Genomic DNA, 23,880 nt, shown 5'->3' on the forward strand with positions numbered 1-23,880 from the left:
CGGCCATGAGACCGCAGTTCCCGACCGGACCGGCCACCCGCTCAGCGCTCTACCTGCTGGGGCTGCTGGCCGCCCTCAAGGCGCTGTCCCTTGTGCTGATGGGGCAGGCTGTCGCAGCCATGCTGACCGGGCTGATGGGGCACAACCCCGCCTGGGCCGACCAGCTCGGCTGGGGCCTGGCCGGGGTGGTGCTGCGCTCGCTCACCGTGTGGGCGCAGGCAGTGGCATCCCGCCGCGCCGCGCTGGGGGTCAAGGAGGAGCTGCGCTCGCGGCTGCTGGACCGGGCCCTGCACACCGGCACCCGCACGGCCGGGCCTGCCGACGGCGGACTCGCGGTCCTTGCGACGCGGGGACTGGACGCCCTGGACAACTACTACACCCAGTTCCTGCCCGCGCTGGTGAACTGCGCCGCCATCCCGCTGCTGCTGGGGGCCAGGATCCTCTTCGCGGACTGGATCAGCGCGGTGGTGATCGTCCTGACCGTCCCGCTGGTGCCGCTGTTCATGATCCTGATCGGCCGCTACACCGAGGACCGGGTCCGGGAAGCCCAGTCGGCGCTGTCCCGGCTCTCCGGACACATGCTGGAACTCGCCAAGGGCCTGCCCGTGCTGGTGGGCCTGGGCCGTGCCGCCGCCCAGCGCAAGGCCCTCGAGGACATCTCGGAGGAATACCGTGCCAAGACCATGGGGACCCTGCGCACCGCCTTCCTCTCCGCCCTGGCGCTGGAGCTCATCGCCACGATCTCGGTCGCCGTGGTCGCCGTCTTCATCGGCGTCCGGCTGGTGCACGGGGACATGGCCCTCGAAGCGGGACTGCTGGCCCTGATCCTGGCGCCGGATTGCTACCTCCCGCTACGCGAACTCGGCACCGCCCACCACGCCAGCGACGAAGGCCGTGCCGCGCTCGCGGACACCACGGACGTCCTTGGCGCCGCCCAGGCCTTGCCGCTCGTCCCCGCCAGCCCAGCCGCCGGCCGGTCCGCCGCTAGTCCGCCGGCCGTCACGGTCCACGGCCTGGCCGTGCGCTACGCCGGCCGCGCGGAACCCGCCGTCGGCCCGCTGAGCTTCACGGCCGCCCCCGGTCAGGTCACTGCCCTGGACGGCCCCAGCGGGGCCGGCAAGAGCACCGTGCTGGGCGTGCTGGCCGGCACCATCGGCGCCGGCGCCGGCACGGAGCTCACCGGCCAGCTGGCGGGGTTCACCAGGGATGATCTCGCCTGGGTGCCCCAGCACCCCGTGCTGGTCGAAACCACGGTGCTCGCGGAAGTCCTGCTTTACCTGGGCACCTCCCCGGACCGGTCCCCGGCGCAGAACGACGCCGAGGCCCGGCGGTGCCTTGCCGCCTGCGCCGCCGAACACCTCGCCGGGAAACATCCTGCCGAGCTCAGCCCGGGGGAGCTGCGCCGGGTGGCCGTCGCCCGCGGGCTGGCCCGGATCGCCGCCGGCGCCACGCTGCTGCTGCTCGACGAGCCCACCGCGCACCTGGACCGGACATCCGCGGACGCAGTCAGCCGCACCATCGCCGGCCTCCGGGGCAAGGTCACCGTGCTGCTGGTTGCCCACGACCGGCAGACCCGCGAACTCGCGGACCGGCTGGTGGCGGTAGGCGGACGCTCCGGCGCCGCCCCGGCCGGCCCCGCCTCCCCGCATGCCTTCCCGGTTGCTGGCCCTCAGCTTGCCGGCACCTCCGGACTATCAGCCCCCGCCCAGGCCGGGGCGGGCTCCACGAAGGGTGCTGCAAGCGCCGGAACGGACAGTGCTGGTGCTGCCCGTGTCGGAACGGCGGCCGCCCTGTTGCGGCGGCTGCTTGCCCCCGTCGCCGGGAAGTTTGCCGCGGCCGGCGCGGTCGCGGTCCTGGCCGCGCTGTTCGCCGTCGCGCTGTCCGGGCTGTCCGGCTGGCTCATCATCCGCGCCAGCGAGCAGCCGCCCATCCTGTACCTGCTCACCGCGATTGTGGGCGTGCGCTTCTTCGGTGTCGGCCGCGCCGCCCTGCGCTACACCGAACGGCTGCTCCTGCACGACGCCATCTTCACCGCGCTGACGCGGCTCCGCGGCCAGCTGTGGGAGTCGCTGAGCCGGCGGGCCCTGTCGCTGCGGCGGCTCCTGCAGGGCGGCAACGTCCTGGGCGCCGTGGTGGACGACGTCGACACCGTCCGTGAACTGCTGCCGCGCGTCGTGCTGCCGCCGCTGACCGCCGTCGCCGTGGGTGCGGCCGCCGTGACGGGCGTCGGGCTGCTGCTCCCCGCCGCGCTGCCGGCCGTGATTGGCGCCGCGCTCGTCAGCCTCGCCGCCGCGCCCGCCCTGGCGCTGCTCGCGGACCGGATGTCCGCCGGGACCGAACAGCGACTTCGCTCCGGCGTGCTGCGCCGGGTCGCCGCGGCGCTGGACGCCCGCGCCGAACTGCACGCCAACGGCGTAGGCTCCCCGGTCCTGGCCGGCATCCACGAGGCCGACCGGGCTGCGACAGCGGCGTCCCAGCGATCGGCCCGGGCCGAGGGACTCGGCCAGGCGCTCACCGTGCTGGCCTGCGGGTCCGCCGCCCTGGCCAGCGCGGTCCTTGCTGCCCCGCTTGCCCTCAGCGGCGCTGCCGAGCCGGCAACCGTCGCCGTCGTGGTGCTGCTCCAACTGGCGCTGGTGGAACCGTATTCGGCGATCACGACGGCGGTCCGCCAGTACCCGGCACTGCGCTCCGTGCTGCGGCGGATCAGCGCGTCCGGAGTCCTCACGCCGGCCGCGCCGGACGAAACCGGCGGACCCATGCCGGTGTCGGAGCGGCCCGGCGGGCGGTCCGGCCTGGAAATGGACAACCTGGCCGCCGCGTGGCCGGGCGGCACGGAGGTCTTCACCGGGCTGACCGGCAGCGCAGAACCCGGCCGCTGGCTGGCCGTGACCGGAGCCTCAGGGTCCGGCAAGTCCACCCTGCTGGCCGTGATGCTCGGCTTCCTGCCGGCCGCGGAAGGCCACCTCTTCCTGACCGGCCGCGCCGCCTGGTGCCCACAGGAGGCGCACCTGTTCGACTCCACCATCCGCGGCAACCTGATGCTGGGGCTGCCAGAGGGGGAGCGTCCCACGGCCGGAAAAGCCGATCCGGCCGTGGCCGCCGGGCTTGACCGGCAGCTAACCGCTGCGTTGTCCGCCGTCGGCCTGGAACCGCTGCTGCAACGGCTCGACCGGGCCCTGGACACTCCCATCGGGCCCGGCGGGGCGTTCCTCAGCGGCGGCGAGCGGCAGCGCCTGGCAGTGGCCCGCACGCTGCTGACCGGCGCCGACGTGATCCTGCTCGACGAACCCACAGCCCACCTCGACGCGGAAGCGGGCCGGACCATGCTGGCCGAGCTGCGGCGCGGGCTGGCCGGCCGCACGGTGGTCCTCGTGACCCACAACCCGGAGGACATCAGCCCGGAGGACAACCGGCTGGACCTGGACGTAGCCGGACTCCGGCAGGCCACGCCGGTGCTGGCGCGGGGGTAGCGCCGGCACTAGCCTGTAAGCCATGAACGGACGCACCGACCCGCAGGCCGGCCTGGACCCCCGCCTGACGTGGCGGCCCGCCGGCACCGCCGAGCTGGACGACTGGGCGGCCCTGATTGCCCGCACGGCCGCCGTCGAGCGGCCGGTCTGGTTCGAACGGCGTGCGGACCTGGCCCAGATCCTGGACTCCCGGACGAACCCGGCGGCCACGAACAGCGTCCTCGGCTTCGACGGCCAGGGGATCGCGCGCGCCTACGCCAGGCTCACGAAAAACCCGGACGGGGACAAGGCCGTCGGATTCGGCTGCGTGGACCCCGGGTGGCAGGGCAGCGGCGTCGGAACCGGGCTCCTGGCCTGGCTGGAAGCGCGGACCCGGCAGCGGTTCGCCGAAGATTCGAAAGAGATTGCGGACTCCGGGGACCCGGCGGCCCGGGCGGCCGTGCCAAAACTGCGCCTCTACATGGAAGAACAGCATGCCCATCAGGCGGCGCTCTTCGGCAATTGCGGCTACCGGGTCGTCCGCTACTACAACGAAATGCACCGGCCGCTGGACCAGGCCCTTCCGGAGGCAGGCCTCGACGGCGGGCTGGAACTCGTGGGCTTTGGGCCGGATCTGCACGAGTCCGTGCGGCTGGCCCACAATGACGCCTTCCGGGACCACTGGGGCAGCGAACCCCGCGACGACGAGGCCTGGGGATTCGTCGTGAACGATCCGCAGGCGCGGCCTGACCTCAGCGCCGTCGTCGTGGAGAAGGCCAGCGGCCGGGTGGCCGGCTACCAGCTCGCCAGCCACGACGCCGACGGCGCGGCGGACCGCGGCTTCAAGGAAGGGTACACCGACCTGCTCGGGGTGCCCCGCGAGTTCCGCGGCCGGGGCGTCGCCCAGGCGCTGCTGGCCGACGCCATGCGCCGCTTCGCCGCGGCGGGAATGGACAAGGCCTCGCTCGATGTCGACTCGGAGAACCCCACGGGAGCCCTGGCGCTCTACACCAAAATGGGATACCGCACGGTCAACCGCAGCATGGCCTGGGACAAGGACCTCTAGGCAGTCCCCGGCACGTCAGCCATCCACACGCTATCCGTCCACGCGCTATCCATCCACATCGCGGAGGTGGTGCACGACGTCATGCAGGAAATACTGCGCGAAGCTCAGCACCGTGAATTCCGAGCCGTTGCTGCGGGTGCCCTTGCGGCCCCAGTCCCGCTCCGGGACGCGGCCAAAGGACGCGGCGATCTGCTCGCCTTCGGCCGTCAGCTCGGCGCTCACCTCGGCCGGGTCGGAGCCGGCGTAATCCTGCTCCACCGCGGTCCGGTCCTGGTCCCAGTCCTCGAAGCGGGCGTCGTCCTCGGTGAGCATGAGGTCGAGGCGGTGGTCGAAGAGGGTGAAGACGTCCCGGACGTGGCAGGCGTACTCCAGCGGCGACCAGGTGTCCTCGTCCGGACGCACGGCCGCGTCCGGACGCCGCAGCACAGCACGCCAGCGCGGCAGCATGTTGGCGAGCCGTCCAGGCGCCGTGGCGGGGGTGCAAGCGGAGACGTCAAAACCGCACTCGGGGCACGGCCGTGCGAGCACCCAAGTCCAGTCCTTTTGATCGGGCACGATAGGCATGTCTGCAGTCTAGGCGAAGGAGTAGGATGCGTACCGGGGGAAGGGCCTGGAAAGGGACATAGCCATGCTCAAAGACCAACCTGTCGGCGCCGTTTTGCCGGCCGCGGACCTCGCCCGCGCACGCGATTTCTACCGCGACAAACTCGGACTCGAACCGGATAACCCGGATGCCGAGGACAACCTGCAGTACACCTGCGGCGCCGGCAGCAGATTCATGCTGTACCAAACGTCCAACGCCGGAACCGCCAAAAACACCCAGATGGGCTGGATGGTCACCGACCTCCCGGCCACCGTCGCCGAGCTCCGCGCGGCAGGGGTGGTCTTCGAGGACTACGACTTCCCGGGCCTGAAGACCGAGGACGGCATTGCCACGCTGCCGGACGGAAACTCCGCAGCCTGGTTCCTCGACAGCGAGGGCAACATCCTGAACATCAACTCGGGGATGTAAGGTCCCGCCAGCTGACCCCGGGCGTCCGCACCAGGCGGCGGCCCGGGATCGCTGTGTGCTGGGTGCCGCCTGCCCAGGCGGGAAGCCTTCCACATTCGTGAACTGCTGGGACACAGCGGCGTGCCGTTCCCTACTGCAGTCTGTTGCCTTGCGCTCCGATCCACGCCGGGGGTAACCTTCCCGCAATTGGAACCCGAAGGATATTAGCCTTCCGTCCCAGCCGTGGGCCAAGCATCGATAGGGGTGTGCACCCTCGAGCGGGGCACGACATAGAGCGTGCCGAGTTCGCCGCAATTCAGGACCTACACCAGTGTCCGTTTGCTCGAAAATTCCCTATCCAACACGCCGGTCTGCAGAGATCGCCCTTCGTGCCATCCAAAGGATCGCTTCGACGCGGGGACGAAAGCCGCCAGCGGGGCGTACTTTTGCAGCCCCTGCCGGCAGTGGCACCTCACCGCGAAGTCCAAAACACAGGTTCCACCGTGGCCCCCGCGGCCTGGCTCTGCCACGCTGCGGGGCTGCAACTGAATGCACCCCGGCCATTTGCCAGAAATGGCCGCTAATCCGGGCAAGTTAGCGGCCATTCGTGGCAAATGGGTGGACCTGGTCGCTTGCGCCGGCCCGCACGGTACCGAATGACCGGTCTAACGGCGCGCCTACCCCTCCGCTGCAGCTTCCTCCGCGGCCCACGCCATGCTCGGGCCGATCGCGTCGACGGCCTGGGAGAGCGGGATGCCGGAGCCGTCGCGGCGGCCGTGCTCGCCCGGCAGGGAGCGTGCCACCCCGGCCAGAGAGGAAGCCTTGGCTGGGCCGTGGCCGGCCCAGGCGAGCAGCAGGGTGTCCTCGCCTTTGAGGAAGCGGTGCGCACGGACGCCGGCCGTACCGCGGCCCTTGGCCGGGTATTCATTCAGCGCCGTGACCTTGGCCGCACCCGGAGCGGTGCCGGGCAGCGCCCCCTCGGTGCCGGCGATGGTGACCACCACGGCGGCGTCGTCGGAGGAGCGGGCCGTGCCGAAGTGCAGCACCCGGTCACCGGCGGCCAGTTTGATCCCGGCCATGCCGCCCGCGGTGCGGCCCTGCGGCCGGACCGCGGAGGCACTGAAGTGCAGCAGCTGGGCCTGCCGCGTGACGAAGACCAGCTCGACGTCGTCCGCGGCGGCGGGCTCGACGCCCACCACGGTGTCCTTGTCCTTGAGCGCGATCACTTCCCAGTCCTCGCGGTTCAACGGGTAGTCCGGCTGGACGCGCTTGACCACGCCCTGCGCGGTCCCGATCGCGAGGACCTGGTCCAGCGGCGCAAACGCCACAAGGGACTCGCCCTTGAGCAGCGTGATGAAGTCCTTGGCCGGAACGCCGCCGGCCATGTTGGGCGTCCCGGACGTGGGCGGCAGCACCGGCATGTCCATCACCTGGAGCCGCAGCATCCGGCCCTGGGACGTGACCGCAGCAATCTCGCCGCGCGCCGAGGTCTTGACCACCGAGCGGAAGACGTCGTGCTTGGTCCGCGGCCCGGATTCGGCAAGGCTGTCCTGGTTGGCCGTGCGAGCGATCTGCCCGGACGCCGTCAGGATCGCCCAGCAGGGGTCGTCCGCGATCTCCAGGGCCAGCGGCGCCGCCTTGCCCTTGGCACCGGGCGCGGCGGTAAGCGCCGCGGCGACCGTGGGGGAGACGGCCTCGGATTCGAGCAGCACGGTCCGGCGCGGGGTGCCGTACTTGTCGGCGAGTTCGCCGAGTTCGTCGGAGACCAGCCCGCGCAGCAGCTCGGGGGAGTCCAGGATGGCCTGGAGCTCTGCGATCTCGCGGCGCAGTTCGTCCTGTTCCTTCTCCAACTCGATCCGGGAGTACTTGGTCAGCTGCCGCAGCCGGAGTTCCAGGATGTAATTGGCCTGGATCTCGGACAGGTCGTAGATGGACATCAGCCGGGTGCGGGCCGCCGCGGCCTCGTCCGAGGACCGGATGATCTGGATCACCTCGTCGATGTCCACGATCGCGATGAGCATGCCCTCCACCAGGTGCAGGCGGTCCTTCTTCTTGCCCAAGCGGAAGGAGGTGCGGCGGCGCACCACGTTGATGCGGTGGTTGACGTAAACGGAGAGCAGTTCCAGCAGGCCCAGGGTCTGCGGCTGCCCGTCGACGAGCGTGACGTTGTTGATGCCGAAGGAGTCCTCCATCGGCGTGAAGCGGTAGAGCTGCTGGAGCACGGCGTTCGGGTTGAAGCCGTTCTTCAGTTCGATCACCAGCCGCAGGCCGTGCTTGCGGTCGGTGAGGTCCACGATGTCGCTGATGCCGGTCAGCTTCTTGCCGTTGACCGCGTCCTTGATCTTCTCGATCACCTTTTCCGGGCCCACCATGTACGGCAGTTCCGTGACCACCAGGCCGGTGCGGCGCGCCGAAAGCTGTTCCACCTCGACCTTGGCCCGGGTCTTGAAGGAGCCGCGGCCGGTGGCGTACGCGTCGCGGATGCCGTCCAGGCCCACGATCCGGCCGCCGGTGGGCAGGTCCGGGCCGGGGACGAACTTCATGATGTCTTCGAGGGAGGCGTCCGGGTGCGCGATCAGGTGCCGTGCCGCCGCCACCACCTCGCCGAGGTTGTGCGGGGCCATGTTGGTGGCCATGCCGACGGCGATGCCGGTGGCGCCGTTGACCAAAAGGTTCGGGAACGCGGCCGGGAGCACATCCGGCTGGGTCAGCTGGTTGTCGTAGTTCGGGACGAAGTCCACCACGTCCTCGTCGAGGTGGTCCGTCAGGGTGAGCGCCGCCGCCGCCAGCCGGGCCTCGGTGTACCGCGGGGCAGCCGGACCGTCGTCGAGCGAGCCGAAGTTGCCGTGGCCGTCGATCAGCGGCAGCCGCAGCGAGAAGTCCTGCGCCATCCGGACCATGGCGTCGTAGATCGCGGTGTCGCCGTGCGGGTGCAGCTTGCCCATCACTTCGCCCACCACACGGGCGCTCTTGACATGGCCGCGGTCCGGGCGCAGGCCCATCTCGCTCATCATGTACAGGATGCGCCGCTGCACGGGCTTGAGGCCGTCGCGGGCGTCGGGCAGGGCGCGGGAGTAGATGACCGAATAGGCGTACTCCAGGAACGAGCCTTCCATTTCGGAAGTGACGTCGATGTCGACGATGTTCTCGGTGAAATCCGGGCTGGCTTCCCCTGCCGGGGGCGTGGTTTGGCGGCGTGCCATGGGGCTGGTAGGTCCTTCTACGGGTTACTCAATTGATGGTGCGTGGCTGTTGAGGCGCGATGACGGCGGGCAGCTCAAGTTTATGGCTAGGCTAAGCCTATGGTGGATCAGCCCGCGGACGGCGTATATCCGGAACATTGGGAAGCCGATGTCGTGCTGCGCGACGGCGGGACAGCGCACCTGCGCCCCATCCACCCCGCCGACTCCGACGCGGTGCAGGCCTTCCACGTGGGCCAGTCGCAGAAGTCCATCTACATGCGCTTCTTCGCGTTCAAGTCCAAGCTCTCCGCCAAGGAACTCAAGCGCTTCACCGAGGTCGACTACAAGGACCGGGTGGCCCTGGTGATCACCATCGGCGGCGAAATCATGGGCATCGGCCGCTATGACCGGCTCGACGACCCGGAAGAGGCGGAGGTCGCGTTCAACATCGCCGACGCGCACCAGGGCCGCGGGATCGGCTCGATCCTGCTCGAACACCTCGCCGCGGCGGCCCGCGAAAACGGCGTCCGCAAGTTCAGCGCCGAGGTGCTGCCGGAGAACCGCAAGATGCTGATGGTCTTCTCCGACGCCGGCTACGACGTTAAGCGGCACTTCGACGACGGCGTCGTCAGCCTGGAGTTCAACATCGACCCCACGGACAAGTCCCGTGCCGTGATGGAGTCCCGCGAACACCGCGCCGAGGCCCGCAGCATCCAGGAACTGCTGGCCCCGTCTTCCGTGGCCGTGATCGGCGCCAGCCGCAAATGGGGAACGGTCGGCTACCAGCTGCTGGAACACATCATTGAGGGACACTTCACCGGCCCGGTCTACGCGATCAACCCCGAGGCGCTCGAACTCGCCGGCATGCTGTCCTTCGCCAGGCTCTCCGACGTCCCCGGTCCGGTCAAGCTGGCCATCATCGCGGTGCCGTACGACGAGGTGCCCAAGGTGGTGCAGGAGTGCGGGGAGGCCGGGGTCAAGGGAATTGTGGTGGCCACCGCCGGTTACGCGGACGACGGCGAACGCGGGCTCGCCCGGCAGCGCGACCTGGTCCGCCAGGCCCGCGCCAACGGCATGCGCGTGATCGGCCCGGCCTCGCTGGGCATCGTCAACACCAACCCCGCCGTGTCCCTCAACGCCTCAATGGCGCCGTCGCTGGCGCGCCGCGGCGGCCTCGGCCTGTTCAGCCAGTCCGCGGCGATCGGCGTCTCGCTCTACGCCGCCTCCAGCCGCCGCCGGGTGGGCATCTCCACCTTCCTTTCGGCCGGCAACCGCGCCGACGTGTCCGGCAACGACATGATGCAGTTCTGGGAGGACGACGCCGACACCACCGCCGTCGGGCTCTACCTCGAATCCATCGGCAACCCGCGTAAGTTCTCCCGGCTGGCCCGGCGGCTGGCGCGGACCAAACCGGTGATCGTGGCCAAATCCGACGCCATGGGTCTGAACCTGCCACCCGGCCACGCCGTGCGCACCACGCAGGCGCCGCCCGAGGCCCTGGATGCCATGATGCGCCAGGCCGGGGTGATCCGGGTGGAAACAATCGAACAACTCATGGACGTGGCGCAGATTGTCTCCAGCCAGCCGCTGCCCCAGGGCCCGGGCGTGGCCGTGTTCAGCAACTCCCGCGCGCTGGGCAAAGTGGTGGCGGACAGCGCCGCCGCGGCCGGCCTGGGCGTGGAACGCATCGTCGCCGACGTCGACCTGGACACCGGCATGTCCCGGGCGCTGCCGGCGCTGCGGCGCAGCCTCCAGGAGACGCTGACCATCGAGTCGGTGCACGCCGTGGTGGTGGCGCTGCTGCCGGCCCGCGGCCTCACGGTCGAAAAGATCGGCGCTGTGCTGGCCGAATGTTCGGCGGCCGCCGGGAAACCGGTGGTCGCGGCTTTCACCGGCCTCCTTGACCCCTCCATCTACGTGGAGGGCATGGTCGGGGCAGCCGCCGACGACGCCGCACCGGAGGCCGCCCCCGGCGTCCCCTGCTACTCGAACCCGGGGTCCGCCGTCGCCGCCCTCGCGGCCGTGGTCCGCTACGCCCAGTGGGTGGTCCGCGACCAGGGGCTCTTTGTGGAGCCCGAAGGCTGTGATCCGGAGGGCGCCCACGAGGACCTCGAGGAGCTGCTCCGGCCCGTGGGCGGCGAGCAGCTGGTGCGACTGGACCCCGACTCCGCCGCGAAGCTGCTGGGCCGCTACGGCATCCGCGTGTTGCCCTCCGAGGGCTTCGAGGGCGAGGACGACGCCGTCGCGGCAGCGGACCGGCTCGGCTGGCCGGTGGCGCTCAAGACCACGGACCCGGCGCTGCGGCACCGGCTGGACCTCGGCGGGGTGCGCCTGGACATCCAGGACGCCGACTCGCTGCGCCGCAACATCGTCCAGATGCGCAAGTCACTGCAGCGTTACGGCTCGCCGTCGCTGGAGGTCCAGTCCATGGCCCCGGTGGGTCAGGCCTGCACGTTCCGCGCCATCGAGGACCCGCTGCTGGGCCCGGTGGTGTCGTTCGGGCTGGCCGGCGACGCCGTCAACCTGCTGGACGATTGGGCGCACCGGGTCCCGCCGCTCTCCGGCTCCGACGTCCACGACTTCATCCGCGCGCCCCGCGCCTCCCGCAAACTCTTCGGCTACCAGGGCCTGCCCGCCGTCGACGCCGCCGCGCTCGAGGACCTCGCGGCCCGGCTGACCCGGCTCAAGGACAACCACCCGGAGATCGTCCTGGTCGAGTTCAACCCGGTCCTGGCCGGCCCTGACGGCGCGGTCATCCTGGCCGCCGACGTCCGGATTGCCAACGCCGCCCAGCGCACCGACACGGCCCGCCGCGCGATGCGCAGCTAGCGCCGCAGTTAGCATGTCCCCAGCCGATCTGTGAAAATGGAAGCCATGAGTTCCCAGCCTCCAGCATCCAAGCCCCAGGTGTCCGTCCCCGGCCGCCACGGCTCGCCGCACCACGGCCTGCACGACCACAGCGCGCAGGGCCAGAGCCTGGAAGGCGCCCTCCAGCAGGCAGGCTTCTACCCCCGCCTGGTGGCCGACGTCGTCGCCGACGCGCTGGACGGCCGCGACTGCGTGGCCCACCTGGTGCATCTCGAGACCCACTTCGACCGGGCCGAGGTGCGCCGGCACATCACCGTGCTGGTGCTGACCGAGGACATGCTGGTCATTACCCACGTCGACGACCAGCAGCTCGACGAAGCCGGCGAGCAGATCGTCGCCCAGGTCTCCACCGAATCCGTCCCCGTGACGCAGATCCGCTCCGTGGTGCTCAGCTACGTCTACGCCCAGCCGCAGGACTACAAGCCCTCGGACCCGGTGCGTGAGCTGACCCTCTCGATCGCCTGGTCCGGCGGGCAGCGCCTCGACATGGGCCCCGCCAGCTGCGGCGATCCGCAGTGCGAGGCCGACCACGGCTACAGCGGCACGATCGCGCAGGAGGACATCGTCCTGCGGATCAGTGCCGAAGCGGACGGCCTGCAGGCCGTCCAGGACGCCAAGCTCTTCGCCCGGGCGCTCCGGGCCGTGAACACCGGAGCGACTGCGGCCGCCCCACACGGGGTCTCCGCCCTTCCGCAGCGCCCCCGCAGCGGTGTCTTCGGCAACCGCCTCAGCCGCGGCCACCAGCGCTGAGATGGCGCCGGACCGAGCCGCCGCGTCCCCGGTAGCCTCCCCGCAACCGTCAGCCCCGGCGTCAGCCCCGGCCGGCGGCCCCGCCGGAATGCCCTCGCCCCCGGTCTACGGGGAACGTTCCATTGCCGAGGTGCTCAGCAGCGCCGCGGCCAGCCTCGGTGTCCCGGGATTCGACAACCGGTTGAACCTTCCCGCTGCGAAGCACGTCTGCGTCGTGCTGGCCGACGGTCTGGGCCGCCAGCTGCTCAAGCAGAAGACCGCGCACACGCCGTTCCTGCGCTCCGTGCTGCAGGCCGGCCAGGGCGCCGTGCCGGTGTGGCTCGACGCGGCCTTCCCCTCCACCACCGCCGCGTCGCTGGCCAGCTTCGGGACCGGCCAGCCGGCCGGGCAGCACGGGATGGTCGGCTACGACGTCCTGGACCCGGACCAGGACCGGGTGGTCAACATGCTGGGCAACTGGGACGACGGCGTGGACCCGCTGCAATGGCAGCCCCTGCCCACCGTCTTCGAGCGGGCCGCCGGGCACGTGGACGTCAGCACCGTCGCGCTGCCGCGGTTCAGTGATTCCGCCATGACCCGGGCCGCGCTGAGGGGCGGCCGCTTCCTGGCCGGCACCACCTCGCACGCCCGGACGGCCGCCGCCGCGGAGGCCATGGCCGGCGCGGACAGCTCGCTGATGTACTTCTACGTCCACGAACTGGACAAGGCCGGCCACCGGTACGGCTGCCAGTCGCCGCAGTGGGAACACCAGCTCGAAGAGCTCGACGCCACCGTGCGCCGGCTCAATGCCACCCTTCCGGCCGGCACCACCGTGCTGGTCACCGGAGACCACGGCATGCTGGACGTGCCGGCATCGCAGCGGATCGACTATTCCGCCGAGGCGGAACTCATCGCCGGAGTCCGGCACACGGCAGGGGAGCCTCGTATGGTGCACCTCTACCTCGACGCCGAAGCGGACGACGCCGGCCGGCGGCAGCTGCTGGACGCGTGGCGGTCGCGGTTCGGTGACCGGATCTGGGCCTTCACCCGGGAAGAGGCCGTGGCCGCCGGACTGTTCGGCGAGGTCCGGACCGGGGTCGGACCTCGGATCGGCGACGTGATGATCGCCGCGCGCGACGCGCTGGCCTTCTACGACACCCGCCGCGTCCAGGCCAGGGCGCTCGAGGTGGTGGGGCAGCACGGCTCGCTGACCAAGGCGGAGCGGGAGGTGCCGCTGTTGTGCTTCAGTGCCGAAGGAAAATCAGGCGCCGCCAAGGCCGGCGGCGGAAAAGCCGCCGGGAAGGCTCCGCGCCGCTAGGCCGGCTCGTTCCGGTTGGCCAGCGGCTTTAGTCGCTGCGGGTCCCGAAGACGATTTCATCCCAGCTGGGCACGCTGGAGCGCTTGGGCTTGGAGGGCTGGCGTTCCGGGGTCTCGGGCTCCCGCTCGGCGCGCGGTGTGCCGGTGCGGGATGCGTCCGGGCGGGGAGCCGCGGGGGAGTCGTGCTGCGCGCGCCGCGACGGTCCGCCGCCCAACAGCTCGTCAAGCCCGGGGCTCGACGTGGGACCGGTCCGCACCGGCCGCAACTGTGAGGCGGCGATGGTGATTTCACGGGTTTCGGTGCTGACCCCGTCGTGGAGCTTCAGCGCGTCGTCGTCGCCGGTGTCCTGGTGCCGCGGCGCCAGGCTTAGGCGGGACAGCATGGACGGCCGTGCATCCCTGCGGCGGGACAGGACGTCGGGGTTGGGAATGGAATGCGGTTCGGCTGACGCCGCGGGCGGGGTCTCTTCCACGGCCTCGGCGTCCTCCGCGGGTGCCTCAACTTCCGCCGCGTCGTCTTCTGCGTCATCAAGCGACGGGACTTCGGAGGGCCGCGGGTGGGCTGCGGGCACTCCGTTGGTCAACAGCAGTGCCAAGGCGTCGTCGGCGTCCTCGTCCAGGCCGAGGCGCTGCCCGCGGCGGGTGCGGAGCATGTCCAGCAGGCCGTCGGCGTCCTTTTCCTGCTGGGTGCCGTGCTGCTGGGTGCCGTTTTGCTGGACGATGCTGAGTTGCGCGGTGGCACCGCGCGCGGCTGCCTCCGCGTCGGTTTCAAAGTCAAAGGGCCGGTCCGAAACGGCGGAGAGGCGGCGTGCCGGGACCGGGCCGTCCATCGGCTCCAGTTCGCTGAGCTGTTGCGCCCAGCGGTTGGCGTTCTGCAGCGACTTGCGCGCCGGGCTGAACGTCCACATGGCCGGCGGCTCTTCACCGATGGCTGCGTGGGCGCCGGGCTGCGTTGCGAACCGCGCCACCACATTCCAGCTTCCATCCGGCCGGCGCCAGGAATCCCATTCCACGGAGGAGGGCTCGATCCCGTGCGCCCGGAGCCGGTGCATGACCATGTCGTCCAGACTTGCAGGCTGGTCGCCGAAGAAGGAGCGGTAGCTGTCATGTCCCGCGGACGGGGTGGCCACCTCGACCTTGCGGGCCTGCTGGGCCACGTACTCGCGCTCGGCCAGCACTGGACCCTCGTAGCGCTGTACCTTGGCCAGCGGAATGCCGGAGAGCTCCGCCACCTCCGCCGCGGTGGCACCGCTGCGGATCCTGGCCTGGATATCGCGTGGGGACATGGCAATGGGTTCAGCGCCCACGCCGGAAGCGGCCCTCGCCGGCGCCCGGCTGGCAGCCGCCCGAAGTGCCTCATCGATCGGCAGCTGGAACATCTCGCCGCCGGTGCCACTCAACAGGAGATGCTCCCCGCCGTCGTGGACGCCTACAAGCCGTAGATCCTGCATACAAATCCTCCACCCTGGCATTACTAACATTCGAAACTCTGCCACCGTTGGGCCGCAATTCGGGGTAGGAGGGAGGGCGCGCCGTGATTTTCCGCGACTTTCCGGCCTATTTGGCCCGTCCCGGTCCGGCGGAGCTGCGGCCGGACCACTGGCCTCTGGTATTTGGCAGGGGATGTGCGCAAAAATGACCCGACATCGGGCACAAAAAGCGTTTGTCCGGCGTTGACATCGGTGAACCAAACCCGGGCCGTACGGGGGCTACCAGCCCCGCCGGTGCGGAGGCGGCGATCCAACCAAACGACTGCGGAGTGTGAGCAACTACTAATGGCGACAGACTACGATGCGCCGCGCAAGACCGAGGAAGACCTCAATGAGGATTCCATCGAGGAGCTGAAGTCGCGGCGTACGGACAAGCCCTCCGCAGTGGTCGATGAAGACGAGACGGACCTTGCTGAAGGCTACGAACTCCCGGGCGCCGACCTGTCCGGCGAGGAGCTGCTGGTCCGGGTGCTGCCCGCCCAGGCAGACGAATTCACCTGTGCCTCCTGCTTCCTGGTCCGCCACCGTTCGCAGATCGCCCGCGAAAAGGACGGCCTGAAGTACTGCAAGGATTGCGAGGGTTAAAAGGACTGCGAGGCCCGGCGGTCAGCGGGGCCGCAGCACTCAGCGGGACAGGGCGGCGACGAGCTCGTCCGGGTGCCGGGTGGACGCCAGCCAGTAAGGCGTCCGGTCCGAGGGGTCGGTGATCTCGATCCGGACCACCGGGTCGATCCAGCCGCGGATGCACATAAAAGCGAGCCCGTTAAGGCGGGTTCCGCGCTCCGCCGTCGCCTCTGTGCCGCGGAAAGCCCGGGCGGTGCCGACGAAGCGGCGCTCGATTGTCGCCCGCCCGACGCGCAGCGTGGCGGCCGTGACCGAGATGGACGGCGTGGACAGGACCAGCAACACCGCCAGAATCGCGAAGAGCACCACGGCCGCGGTGATGCCCGCTGCGATGCTGATCGGCGCGAACACCAGGATCCCGGCCCCGGCCAGCCCGGCAGCCACCAGCCAGATCCAGAAATTCGGCCAAAGCTTTTCGCTGAACAGGACGGTCGCGTCGTCGGGGGTGCTGTTGGAGGCAGGCACAGCTGCACTGGATTCGGGCATGAGCCCAGCTTTCCACTTTTCCCGGGCCATTTCACCTTGACCGTCCCGCGGGGCCGGGCCGGCCGTCGCCCGGCCCGCCGGGGAGCCCCCGGGGGAGCAGCGCGCGGTAGGCCTATTCTCTCCGCGGGCGTTACAGTGGGGAACTGTGACTGAAGAAACCACTGCCGTGAACACCCCGCCGGCAGAGCCCGCAGCCGGCGGCCTTCCCGCGTACGGAGAGCCCACCCTGACCGTGCAGCTGAAAATGCTCGACGATGGGCTGCAGCCGCCGTCGTATGCCCACCCGGGCGACGCCGGCGCGGACCTGCGCGCCCGCGAGGACGTGGTGCTCGGGCCGGGGGAGCGGCGGCTGGTGCCGACCGGTGTGTCCATCGCCCTGCCCAACGGCTTTGTCGCCCTCATCCACCCGCGCTCCGGCCTCGCCACCAAGCACGGACTGACCGTGGTCAACGCGCCCGGCACGGTGGACGCGGGGTACCGCGGGGAGATTGCCGTGACGCTGCTGAATACCGACCGCGACGAGGCGATTGAACTGCGGCGCGGCGATAGAATTGCACAAATGGTCATCCAGCGGGTGGAGTACGCGGAATTCGTGCCTGTCCAGGAGCTCAGCGATTCAGTCCGCGGCGGCGGCGGTTTCGGCTCCACCGGCGGCTTCGGCGCCCCCGGGGCCTGAGCGCCCGTCCGACTGACGCAGCTGTTCCCTGTGCGGCGCTTAGGCCCTTCGCACAGGATCACAACTAAGGAGACAAACCCCATGGTTTTTGGGCGTGGCAGAAAAGCCAAGCAGGAGCAGATGACGGACACCGGCGAAACCCCGGAGGACGCAACTGTTGGAACCGACGCGTCGGCCGAGGCCAGCGATGGCGCCCTCCGCAGCGCCGGTCCGTACGACGTCTCGGAAATTGAGAACCAGGACGGCTACGTGGACCTCGGCGCCCTGCTGATTGCACCGCGCGAAGGGCTGCAGCTCCGGCTGGAGGTCGAGGAAGCCACCCAGCGCGTGGTGGCCGTCACCATGGACCTGGACAGCTCGAGCCTCCAGCTGCAGGCGTTCGCGGCGCCCCGTTCCGAGGGACTCTGGGACGAAATCCGCGAGCAGATCGGCCAGTCCGTCGGCAGCCAGGGCGGCCAGGTCGAAGAGATCGAGGGCCACTTCGGCATCGAGCTGGTCGCCAAGCTCCCCGCCGGTGACGGCAGTGACGGCTACCGGGTGGCCCGCTTCATCGGCGTCGACGGTCCCCGCTGGTTCCTCCGCGGTGTGCTCGGCGGCGAAGCGGCACTGGACCGCGCCGCCGCCGCCGGCCTCGAAGAGCTGTTCCGCCAGATCGTTGTGGTGCGGGGCGAGAACCCCATGCCGCCGCGCGACCTGCTCCAGCTCCGCCTTCCCCGTGACTCCGGCGTGTCGGCGCCGCAGGGCGCCCCGGAGTTCGAACAGCCCGAGCGCGGACCGGAGATTACCCAGATTGGTTGATGCCCCCGGCAGGAAACCTGCCGACGCCGTCCCCGTGCGGGGGCTGCCGGAGCGCGGACGGGTGCTGTGCCGCGGCTTCATTGAATCCGTGACGTACGCCCCGGCCAGCGAGGTGGCCGCCTTCACCGCGATTGTCACCGACCACGACGCCCCGCCGGCCAAGGTGCGGCCGGCGGCGTCGTCCGTCGGGGCCGCCCGGCCCGCCCAGCAGGGCGTCGGCCGCAAGCGGCCCGCCGTGGCCGCTGACCGGCTCCGGGTGGTCTGGCTGGGACGGCGCCGCATCCCCGGCATCCAGGCCGGCCTGGAGCTCCGGCTCGAGGGTATGGTCACGGTCCGGGACGGGCTGCCCACCATGTTCAATCCGCGCTACGAAATACTCTCCCGCAAGGAGGAGCAATGAGCACGCCCGAAGACCCGCAGCCCACCGTGGCCCAGCTCGCCGAAGGCTACGCGGCCAAGGCGGGCCTGCACCGCTCCAGTAACGGCAATATCGACGTGCTCAAGAGCGCCGGCGGCGTCCAGGGCATCGCCGAAAGCGTCCTCCCCGGCCTGGTCTTCCTGATCGCGTTCACGGTGACGCGGGAACTCCCGCCGGCCCTGATCGGCGCGCTGGCCGTGGCCGCGGTGTTCACCGTCGCACGGCTGGTCCAGCGCAAGCCGCTGACGCAGGCGCTGGCCGGTATTGTCGGCGTCGGGCTGTCAGCCTGGCTGGCGAACTCGACCGGTAAGGCCGAGGACTTCTACGTCCTGGGATTCTTCACCAACCTCGGGTACATCCTCGCGATGTCCCTCTCGATCGCCGTGCGCTGGCCTTTAGCCGGGCTATTGTTCGGTTTTATCCGGAACGAAGGCCTGGACTGGCGCAAGCACCCGGCCCGGGTGAAGGCATACCGGATCGGCACCTGGGTGATCATCGCGGTCCTCGTTCTGCGCCTGCTGGTCCAGGTCCCGCTGTACCTGATGGGGGAGGAGGGGCTCGCGGGCCTCGCGACCACCCGGCTCATCATGGGCGCGCCACTGTACATCCTCGGCATGTGGGTGGCGTGGCTGCTCACCCGCCCGGCCCCGGTTGACGCCCCGGCGCCGGTTGACGGGCCGGCCGGACCCAACTAACCCCCAGTTATTGTCGTTGTGAGCCTTCACAACGACAACAGCCGGTCGGGCGGGTCAGCCGTCGAAACCGTCGTCGCCGGCGGGCTGGGTCTCGCGACTGTGCTGGTCCGCGCCGGCCGGCTGCCCGCTCCCGGAAGCCTGGTCGGCTGCGTCGTCGGCGGACTCCGGCGCCGCGAGCAGTGCCCGCAGCCCGTCCTCCGCCGCGATCGTGGTAACGAAGAAGAGCTCGTCACCGCCGTCGATCACGTCGTCCCGGCTGGGCGTGATGGGCGCCTGGTCCCGCAGGATCGCCACCAGCGTCGCGTCTTCCGGCCACTCGATATCACCCACGGTCAGGCCGATCACGTGCGAATCATGCGGCACGGTGAACTCCACCAGCGAGGACACACCGGTCTGTAGGGTCAGCAGCCGGACCAGGTCGCCGATCTCCACGGCTTCCTCCACCAGGGCGGTCATCAGCTGCGGGGTGTTCACCGCGACGTCGACGCCCCAGGAATCGTCGAACATCCAGTCGTTCTTCGGGTTGTTGACCCGGCCCACGGTCCGTCCGACGCCGAATTCGGTCTTGGCCAGCAACGAGACCACCAGGTTCACCTTGTCGTCGCCGGTGGCGGAGACCACGACGTCGGCGTCTTCCAGCCGGGCGTCCTTGAGCGTGCTGAGTTCACAGGCGTCGCCGACCAGCCAGTGCGCGCCGCGCAGCCCGCTGCGGCCGATCACCTCGGGCTTGAGGTCGATCAGCAGGATTTCGTGTTTGTGGGCCAGCAGCTCACGGGCGATCGAGGAACCGACGCTGCCCGCCCCGACGATAACGACTTTCACTTAGGACTCCTTGGCGGGGGACTTGGCGAGAATGTGGGCGACCTCGGTGGTGCGGTCCACGCTGAGCATGGCGTGGACGGTATCGCCGTCCTGGTACAGGGTTCCGGGCCCGGGGAGGATGCCCTCGCCGAAACGGGTGAGGTAGGCGACGCGGATGTCGGCAGCCTTCTCGAGCGCGGTGACCGGGTGCCCGATCCAGCCGGACTGCACGTCCACCTCGGCCAGCACCAGCCGGCCGGAAGGATCACGGAAGTCGCCGGCCAGGTGCTGCTCGGGAAGGATCCTGCGCAGCACCTGGTCCGCGCTCCAGCGCACCGCCGCGACCGTGGGAATGCCCAAGCGCTGATAGATCTCGGCGCGGCCCGGATCGTAGATCCGCGCCACGACATGCGGCACGTGGAAGGTCTCGCGGGCCACACGGGTGGCCAGGATGTTCGAGTTGTCACCGCTGGACACGGCGGCGAAGGCATAGGCCTCCTCGACCCCGGCCTGCTTGAGCGTCTCCCGGTCGAAGCCGACGCCGGTGACCTTGCGGCCGGTGAAACCCGTCCGGAGCCGCCGGAAAGCACGGTCGTCCTGGTCGATGATCGCGACCGAATGGCCGGCGTCCTCCAGTGTGTGCGCCAGGGTTGCCCCAACACGGCCACAACCCATGATCACGAAGTGCGCCACCCGTGCCTCCTCAAGCTTTCTGTGTCTGATGCTGCGTAAAACTCTACCGGCCACCCGGACCCCGGAGCCGCTCCGGCGGCGGTGCGGCAAGCCGGCGGCCGTCAGGGCGCTTCCGCCGTCATGACATCGCGTCAGAATCAGACTAGCTTTGTCTGGTGCTGACAATTTTCAACGCCGTGAAGCGGGTGCTGGTAGGCAGGCCCTTCCGGAACGACCGTCTGGCCCACACCCTGCTGCCCAAGCGGATTGCGCTGCCCATTTTCGCCTCCGACGCGCTCTCCTCGGTGGCATACGCACCGGACGAAATCCTGCTGACCCTGGCGCTGGCCGGCGTCAGCGCTGTGGCGTTCTCGCCCTGGGTGGGGCTCGCCGTGATGGTGGTGCTGCTCACCGTCGTGGCCTCCTACCGCCAGAACGTCCACGCCTACCCCTCCGGCGGCGGCGACTACGAGATCGCCAACGTCAACCTGGGCAAGTACGCCGGCCTCACGGTCGCCTCGGCCCTGCTGGTGGACTATGTGCTGACCGTCGCGGTGTCGATGTCCTCGGCCGCCGCGTACCTGACCACCGCGGTCCCGTCGCTGCACGGCCAGCAGGCCGCGATCGCCACGATCGGCGTCGTCATCCTGGCCCTTGTGAACCTGCGCGGCATCCGTGAAGCCGGCAGCGTCTTCGCGGTCCCGACCTATATCTTTATGTTCTCCATCCTCGGCATGACCGCCGTGGGCATCTTCCAGGCCGCCACCGGCCAGCTCGGCCAGGCGCCCTCGGCGGCGTTCGAGATCGTCCCGGCTGCCGGCTTCGACGAGGGGCTGGTGGGGCTGGCCGGCGCGTTCCTGCTGCTGCGCGCATTCTCCTCCGGCGCCGCCGCCCTGACCGGCGTCGAAGCGATCAGCAACGGCGTGCCGAACTTCCAGAAGCCCAAGAGCAAGAACGCCGCCACCACGCTGCTGCTGCTCGGCGCGATCGCCGCCGCCATGCTCGCCGGGATCATCTACCTCGCCAATGCCACCAAAGTGCATATTGTGCTGGACCCGGCGACCGAATTCCTGCTCAACGGCAAACCGGTGGCGGAGGGCTACATCCAGAACCCGGCCATCAGCCAGATCGCGCAGACGGTCTTCGGCGCCGGTTCCATCCCGTTCTATATCGTGGTCGCCGCTACCGGCGTGATCCTGGTGTTCGCCTCCAACACCGCCTTCAACGGCTTCCCGGTCCTCGGCTCGATCCTGGCCCAGGACGGTTACCTGCCGCGCCAGCTCCGCACCCGCGGCGACCGGCTCGCATTCAGCAACGGCGTGCTGGCGCTGGCCGCCGGCGCGCTGGTACTGATCATCGCGTTCGACGCCGACGTCACCAAGCTCATCCAGCTCTACATCGTGGGTGTCTTCATCTCCTTCACCCTCAGCCAGCTCGGCATGATCCGGCACTGGGGCCGCGAACTGAAGCTCGCCAAGGACCCGGCCGCGAAACTGCGGATGATCAAGTCGCGCACCATCAATACCATCGGCTTCGGCATGACGGCCCTGGTCCTGGTGATCGTGCTGATCACCAAGTTCGAGCAGGGCGCCTGGATCGCGCTGCTGGCCATGTTCATCCTGTTCCTGATCATGTGGAGCATCCGCGCGCACTACGACAACGTGGCCAAAGAACTCGCCGTCGACGAGGACTCCTCGCCCCGCGCGCTGCCCACCCGGGTCCACGCCGTGCTGCTCGTCTCGCACGTGCGCAAGCCCGTGCTCCGGGCACTGGCCTACGCCCGGGCCTCCCGGCCCTCCCGGCTGGACGCCATCACGGTGGACATCAGCCCGGAGGAGACCGAGCAGACGCTGGCGGACTGGGAAAAACTGGAGATCCCGGTGCCGCTGACGGTGCTGGCCAGCCCGTTCCGTGAGACGGTCACACCGATCATGGAGTACATCAAGAACATGCGGCGCGACTCACCGCGCGACCTGATTGTCGTGTACATCCCCGAATACGTCGTCGGCAAATGGTGGGAGCAGCTGGTCCACAACCAGACGGCGCTGCGGATCAAGACCCGGCTGCACTTTGAGCCCGGGGTTATGGTCGCCAGCGTGCCGTGGCAGCTGAAATCGTCCGAAGAAGCCAAGAAACTGCAGGATATCCAATGAGCACCGACACCCGGACCCCCGCCCGCACCGAGCTCGTTGTCGACGTCGGCCCCGTCGCGCACGGCGGCCACTGCGTGGCCCGGCACGAGGGCCGGGTAATCTTTGTCCGGCACGGCATCCCCGGCGAAAAGGTCCGGATCCGGCTCACCGACGACGGCGAGTCCGCCAAGTTCTGGCGCGCCGACGTCGTCGAGGTGCTGGAGCCCTCCCCGGACCGGGTGGACCACTTCTGGCACGCGGCCGACGCGCAGCGGTCCTGGTCCCACGGCCATCCGCCCGTGGGGGGCGCCGAGCTGGGCCACATTACGCTGGAACGCCAGCGCGGCCTCAAAGCCGACGTCCTGGCCGAACAGCTGCACCGGCTGGCCGGCGTCGACATGCCCGTCACGGTCGAAGCCGTGGGGGAGGCCGCCGGCGGCGGCGGCACCGCGACAGGCCTGGCCTGGCGGACCCGCGCCGGGTTCGCCGTGACGCCCGGCGGCAAGCTCGGCATGCACGCGCACCGCTCCGACGCCGTCTTCCCGGTCCGCGAGATGCCCCTGGCCGTCGAGGGCATCAACGCCCTCAGGCTCTGGGACATCGACCTGCAGGGGATCGAACGGGTCGAGGTGGCAGCTCCCGCCAACGGTTCGCGGCCGCTGGTGCTCCTAGTCCCGGCCGCCGGCACCCGCGCCAAGCGGCTCAGCTCCATCGTCGCCCAGCTGCCTGCCGACGTCTCCGTGGCGCAGATGGATCCCGGCACCGGCGCCGTGACCCAGTTGCGGGGCCGCACCTGGGTGCAGGAAACCGCCGCCGGCCACGACTACCGCGTCACCGGCGACGGTTTCTGGCAGATCCACCGCGACGCCCCGGACACCCTGGTGGGGGCCGTGACCGGCTTCCTGCACGACGGCGGCTACCTGGGCGCCGGCTCCGTGGTGGCGGACCTCTACGCCGGCGCCGGACTCTTCACCGCCCCGCTCGCCGACGCCGTCGGCGTCACCGGGTCGGTGCTGTCCGTGGAAGGGGCGCCCGGCACCAGCCGGGATGCGCGCAAGAACCTGCACGGCGCCACCCAGGTCGAAATCATCCAGGGGAAAGTGGAGCGGGTGCTGCGGCAGAAGCCGCGCAATTTTGACGCCCTCGTCCTGGACCCGCCCCGGGCCGGCGCCGGCAAGACGGTCGTGAACCAGCTGGTCGCGGCAGGGCCCCGGGCGGTGGCCTACGTTTCCTGCGATCCGGCGTCCTTCGCCCGCGACGTGGGCTACTTCCAGCAGGCCGGGTGGGGGCTTCAGGGACTGCGTGCCTTCGACCTGTACCCGCACACCCACCACATGGAGACTGTGGCGTTACTGACTCCCCGGGCCTGAGGCCACTAGGATGGGCGGAGTAGTCCGACGTCGCGCTCCGTAATCACGGCTGACCTCCTGCACCCAAGTGCCGATCCTTGTGCAAACAAGGAAAAGCTCTAGTTAGGATGACCTAA

19 protein-coding genes are annotated in these 23,880 nt (G+C 70.1%); 13 read left to right on the forward strand and 6 right to left on the reverse strand.

Features of this window, described 5'->3' with window-relative positions:
• Positions 1-5: 5 nt before the first annotated feature.
• Together cydD and AC1MBE_RS16665 are read left to right on the forward strand one after the other, a co-directional pair.
• On the forward strand, positions 6-3,470 hold the full coding sequence (gene cydD, locus AC1MBE_RS16660) for a thiol reductant ABC exporter subunit CydD (RefSeq protein WP_479779782.1): 3,465 nt from the start codon (positions 6-8) through the stop codon (positions 3,468-3,470).
• Positions 3,471-3,492: 22 nt separating this feature from the next.
• Positions 3,493-4,515 (forward strand): GNAT family N-acetyltransferase, encoded by a 1,023-nt coding sequence (locus tag AC1MBE_RS16665; protein WP_479779784.1) that lies wholly within the window; start codon positions 3,493-3,495, stop codon positions 4,513-4,515.
• Between the two features lie 45 nt (positions 4,516-4,560).
• Here the strand turns inward: AC1MBE_RS16665 and AC1MBE_RS16670 are convergent, their stop codons facing one another.
• Positions 4,561-5,079 (reverse strand): DinB family protein, encoded by a 519-nt coding sequence (locus AC1MBE_RS16670; protein ID WP_479779785.1) that lies wholly within the window; start codon positions 5,077-5,079, stop codon positions 4,561-4,563.
• Positions 5,080-5,143: 64 nt separating this feature from the next.
• On the opposite strand from AC1MBE_RS16670, the gene AC1MBE_RS16675 reads away from it, so the two are divergent.
• Positions 5,144-5,527 carry a VOC family protein gene (locus AC1MBE_RS16675; RefSeq protein WP_479779787.1) on the forward strand — a complete coding sequence of 128 codons (384 nt, stop codon included), beginning with the start codon at positions 5,144-5,146 and terminating at the stop codon, positions 5,525-5,527.
• A 656-nt stretch (positions 5,528-6,183) separates the two neighbouring features.
• On the opposite strand, the gene AC1MBE_RS16680 is transcribed toward AC1MBE_RS16675, so the two are convergent.
• Positions 6,184-8,709 (reverse strand): DNA gyrase/topoisomerase IV subunit A, encoded by a 2,526-nt coding sequence (locus tag AC1MBE_RS16680; protein WP_479779788.1) that lies wholly within the window; start codon positions 8,707-8,709, stop codon positions 6,184-6,186.
• Positions 8,710-8,808: 99 nt separating this feature from the next.
• Here AC1MBE_RS16680 and AC1MBE_RS16685 point away from each other — a divergent pair, with 99 nt between their 5' ends.
• Genes AC1MBE_RS16685 through AC1MBE_RS16695 form a run of 3 tightly spaced genes read left to right on the forward strand, consistent with a single transcriptional unit; the run spans position 8,809 to position 13,603 of the window.
• Complete coding sequence (locus tag AC1MBE_RS16685; RefSeq protein WP_479779790.1) at positions 8,809-11,517, forward strand: bifunctional acetate--CoA ligase family protein/GNAT family N-acetyltransferase; 2,709 nt, start codon at positions 8,809-8,811, stop codon at positions 11,515-11,517.
• A gap of 45 nt (positions 11,518-11,562) precedes the next feature.
• The gene (locus AC1MBE_RS16690; protein ID WP_479779792.1) at positions 11,563-12,306 is read left to right on the forward strand and encodes a DUF5998 family protein; all 744 of its coding nucleotides are present in this window, start codon (positions 11,563-11,565) and stop codon (positions 12,304-12,306) included.
• A gap of 1 nt (position 12,307) precedes the next feature.
• Entirely contained in the window at positions 12,308-13,603 is a 1,296-nt protein-coding gene (locus tag AC1MBE_RS16695; RefSeq protein WP_479779794.1) for an alkaline phosphatase family protein, read from the forward strand.
• Between the two features lie 28 nt (positions 13,604-13,631).
• On the opposite strand, the gene sepH is transcribed toward AC1MBE_RS16695, so the two are convergent.
• Positions 13,632-15,053, reverse strand: coding sequence for a septation protein SepH (gene sepH, locus AC1MBE_RS16700; protein WP_479779796.1), 1,422 nt, complete (start codon positions 15,051-15,053; stop codon positions 13,632-13,634).
• A 324-nt stretch (positions 15,054-15,377) separates the two neighbouring features.
• On the opposite strand from sepH, the gene AC1MBE_RS16705 reads away from it, so the two are divergent.
• The gene (locus AC1MBE_RS16705; protein ID WP_138769577.1) at positions 15,378-15,677 is read left to right on the forward strand and encodes a DUF4193 domain-containing protein; all 300 of its coding nucleotides are present in this window, start codon (positions 15,378-15,380) and stop codon (positions 15,675-15,677) included.
• Positions 15,678-15,716: 39 nt separating this feature from the next.
• On the opposite strand, the gene AC1MBE_RS16710 is transcribed toward AC1MBE_RS16705, so the two are convergent.
• The gene (locus AC1MBE_RS16710) at positions 15,717-16,202 is read right to left on the reverse strand and encodes a DUF3093 domain-containing protein (RefSeq protein ID WP_479779798.1); all 486 of its coding nucleotides are present in this window, start codon (positions 16,200-16,202) and stop codon (positions 15,717-15,719) included.
• 145 nt (positions 16,203-16,347) lie between these two features.
• Here AC1MBE_RS16710 and dut point away from each other — a divergent pair, with 145 nt between their 5' ends.
• The 4 genes from dut (at position 16,348) to AC1MBE_RS16730 (ending at position 18,789) form a co-directional block, all read left to right on the forward strand.
• Positions 16,348-16,878 (forward strand): dUTP diphosphatase, encoded by a 531-nt coding sequence (gene dut, locus AC1MBE_RS16715; RefSeq protein ID WP_479779800.1) that lies wholly within the window; start codon positions 16,348-16,350, stop codon positions 16,876-16,878.
• 81 nt (positions 16,879-16,959) lie between these two features.
• Positions 16,960-17,676, forward strand: a complete 717-nt coding sequence (locus tag AC1MBE_RS16720) for a DUF3710 domain-containing protein (RefSeq protein WP_479779802.1) — start codon at positions 16,960-16,962, stop codon at positions 17,674-17,676.
• The gene (locus tag AC1MBE_RS16725) at positions 17,669-18,076 is read left to right on the forward strand and encodes a hypothetical protein (RefSeq protein WP_479779803.1); all 408 of its coding nucleotides are present in this window, start codon (positions 17,669-17,671) and stop codon (positions 18,074-18,076) included. The genes AC1MBE_RS16720 and AC1MBE_RS16725 overlap by 8 nt, the downstream gene beginning before the upstream one ends.
• On the forward strand, positions 18,073-18,789 hold the full coding sequence (locus AC1MBE_RS16730) for a DUF3159 domain-containing protein (RefSeq protein WP_479779804.1): 717 nt from the start codon (positions 18,073-18,075) through the stop codon (positions 18,787-18,789). The genes AC1MBE_RS16725 and AC1MBE_RS16730 overlap by 4 nt, the downstream gene beginning before the upstream one ends.
• 54 nt (positions 18,790-18,843) lie before the next feature.
• On the opposite strand, the gene AC1MBE_RS16735 is transcribed toward AC1MBE_RS16730, so the two are convergent.
• The gene (locus AC1MBE_RS16735) at positions 18,844-19,611 is read right to left on the reverse strand and encodes a potassium channel family protein (protein ID WP_479779805.1); all 768 of its coding nucleotides are present in this window, start codon (positions 19,609-19,611) and stop codon (positions 18,844-18,846) included.
• Entirely contained in the window at positions 19,612-20,283 is a 672-nt protein-coding gene (locus tag AC1MBE_RS16740) for a potassium channel family protein (protein ID WP_479779807.1), read from the reverse strand. It abuts the gene before it with no gap.
• Between the two features lie 155 nt (positions 20,284-20,438).
• On the opposite strand from AC1MBE_RS16740, the gene AC1MBE_RS16745 reads away from it, so the two are divergent.
• Both AC1MBE_RS16745 and AC1MBE_RS16750 read left to right on the forward strand, forming a co-directional pair.
• On the forward strand, positions 20,439-22,415 hold the full coding sequence (locus AC1MBE_RS16745; RefSeq protein WP_479779809.1) for an APC family permease: 1,977 nt from the start codon (positions 20,439-20,441) through the stop codon (positions 22,413-22,415).
• A complete protein-coding gene (locus AC1MBE_RS16750) occupies positions 22,412-23,764 on the forward strand; it encodes a class I SAM-dependent RNA methyltransferase (RefSeq protein WP_479779811.1) in 1,353 nt (450 codons plus the stop codon). Before AC1MBE_RS16745 ends, AC1MBE_RS16750 begins: the two co-directional genes overlap by 4 nt.
• Positions 23,765-23,880 lie beyond the last annotated feature (116 nt).

The sequence above is a fragment of the Arthrobacter sp. BG5 genome, from assembly GCF_056680155.1.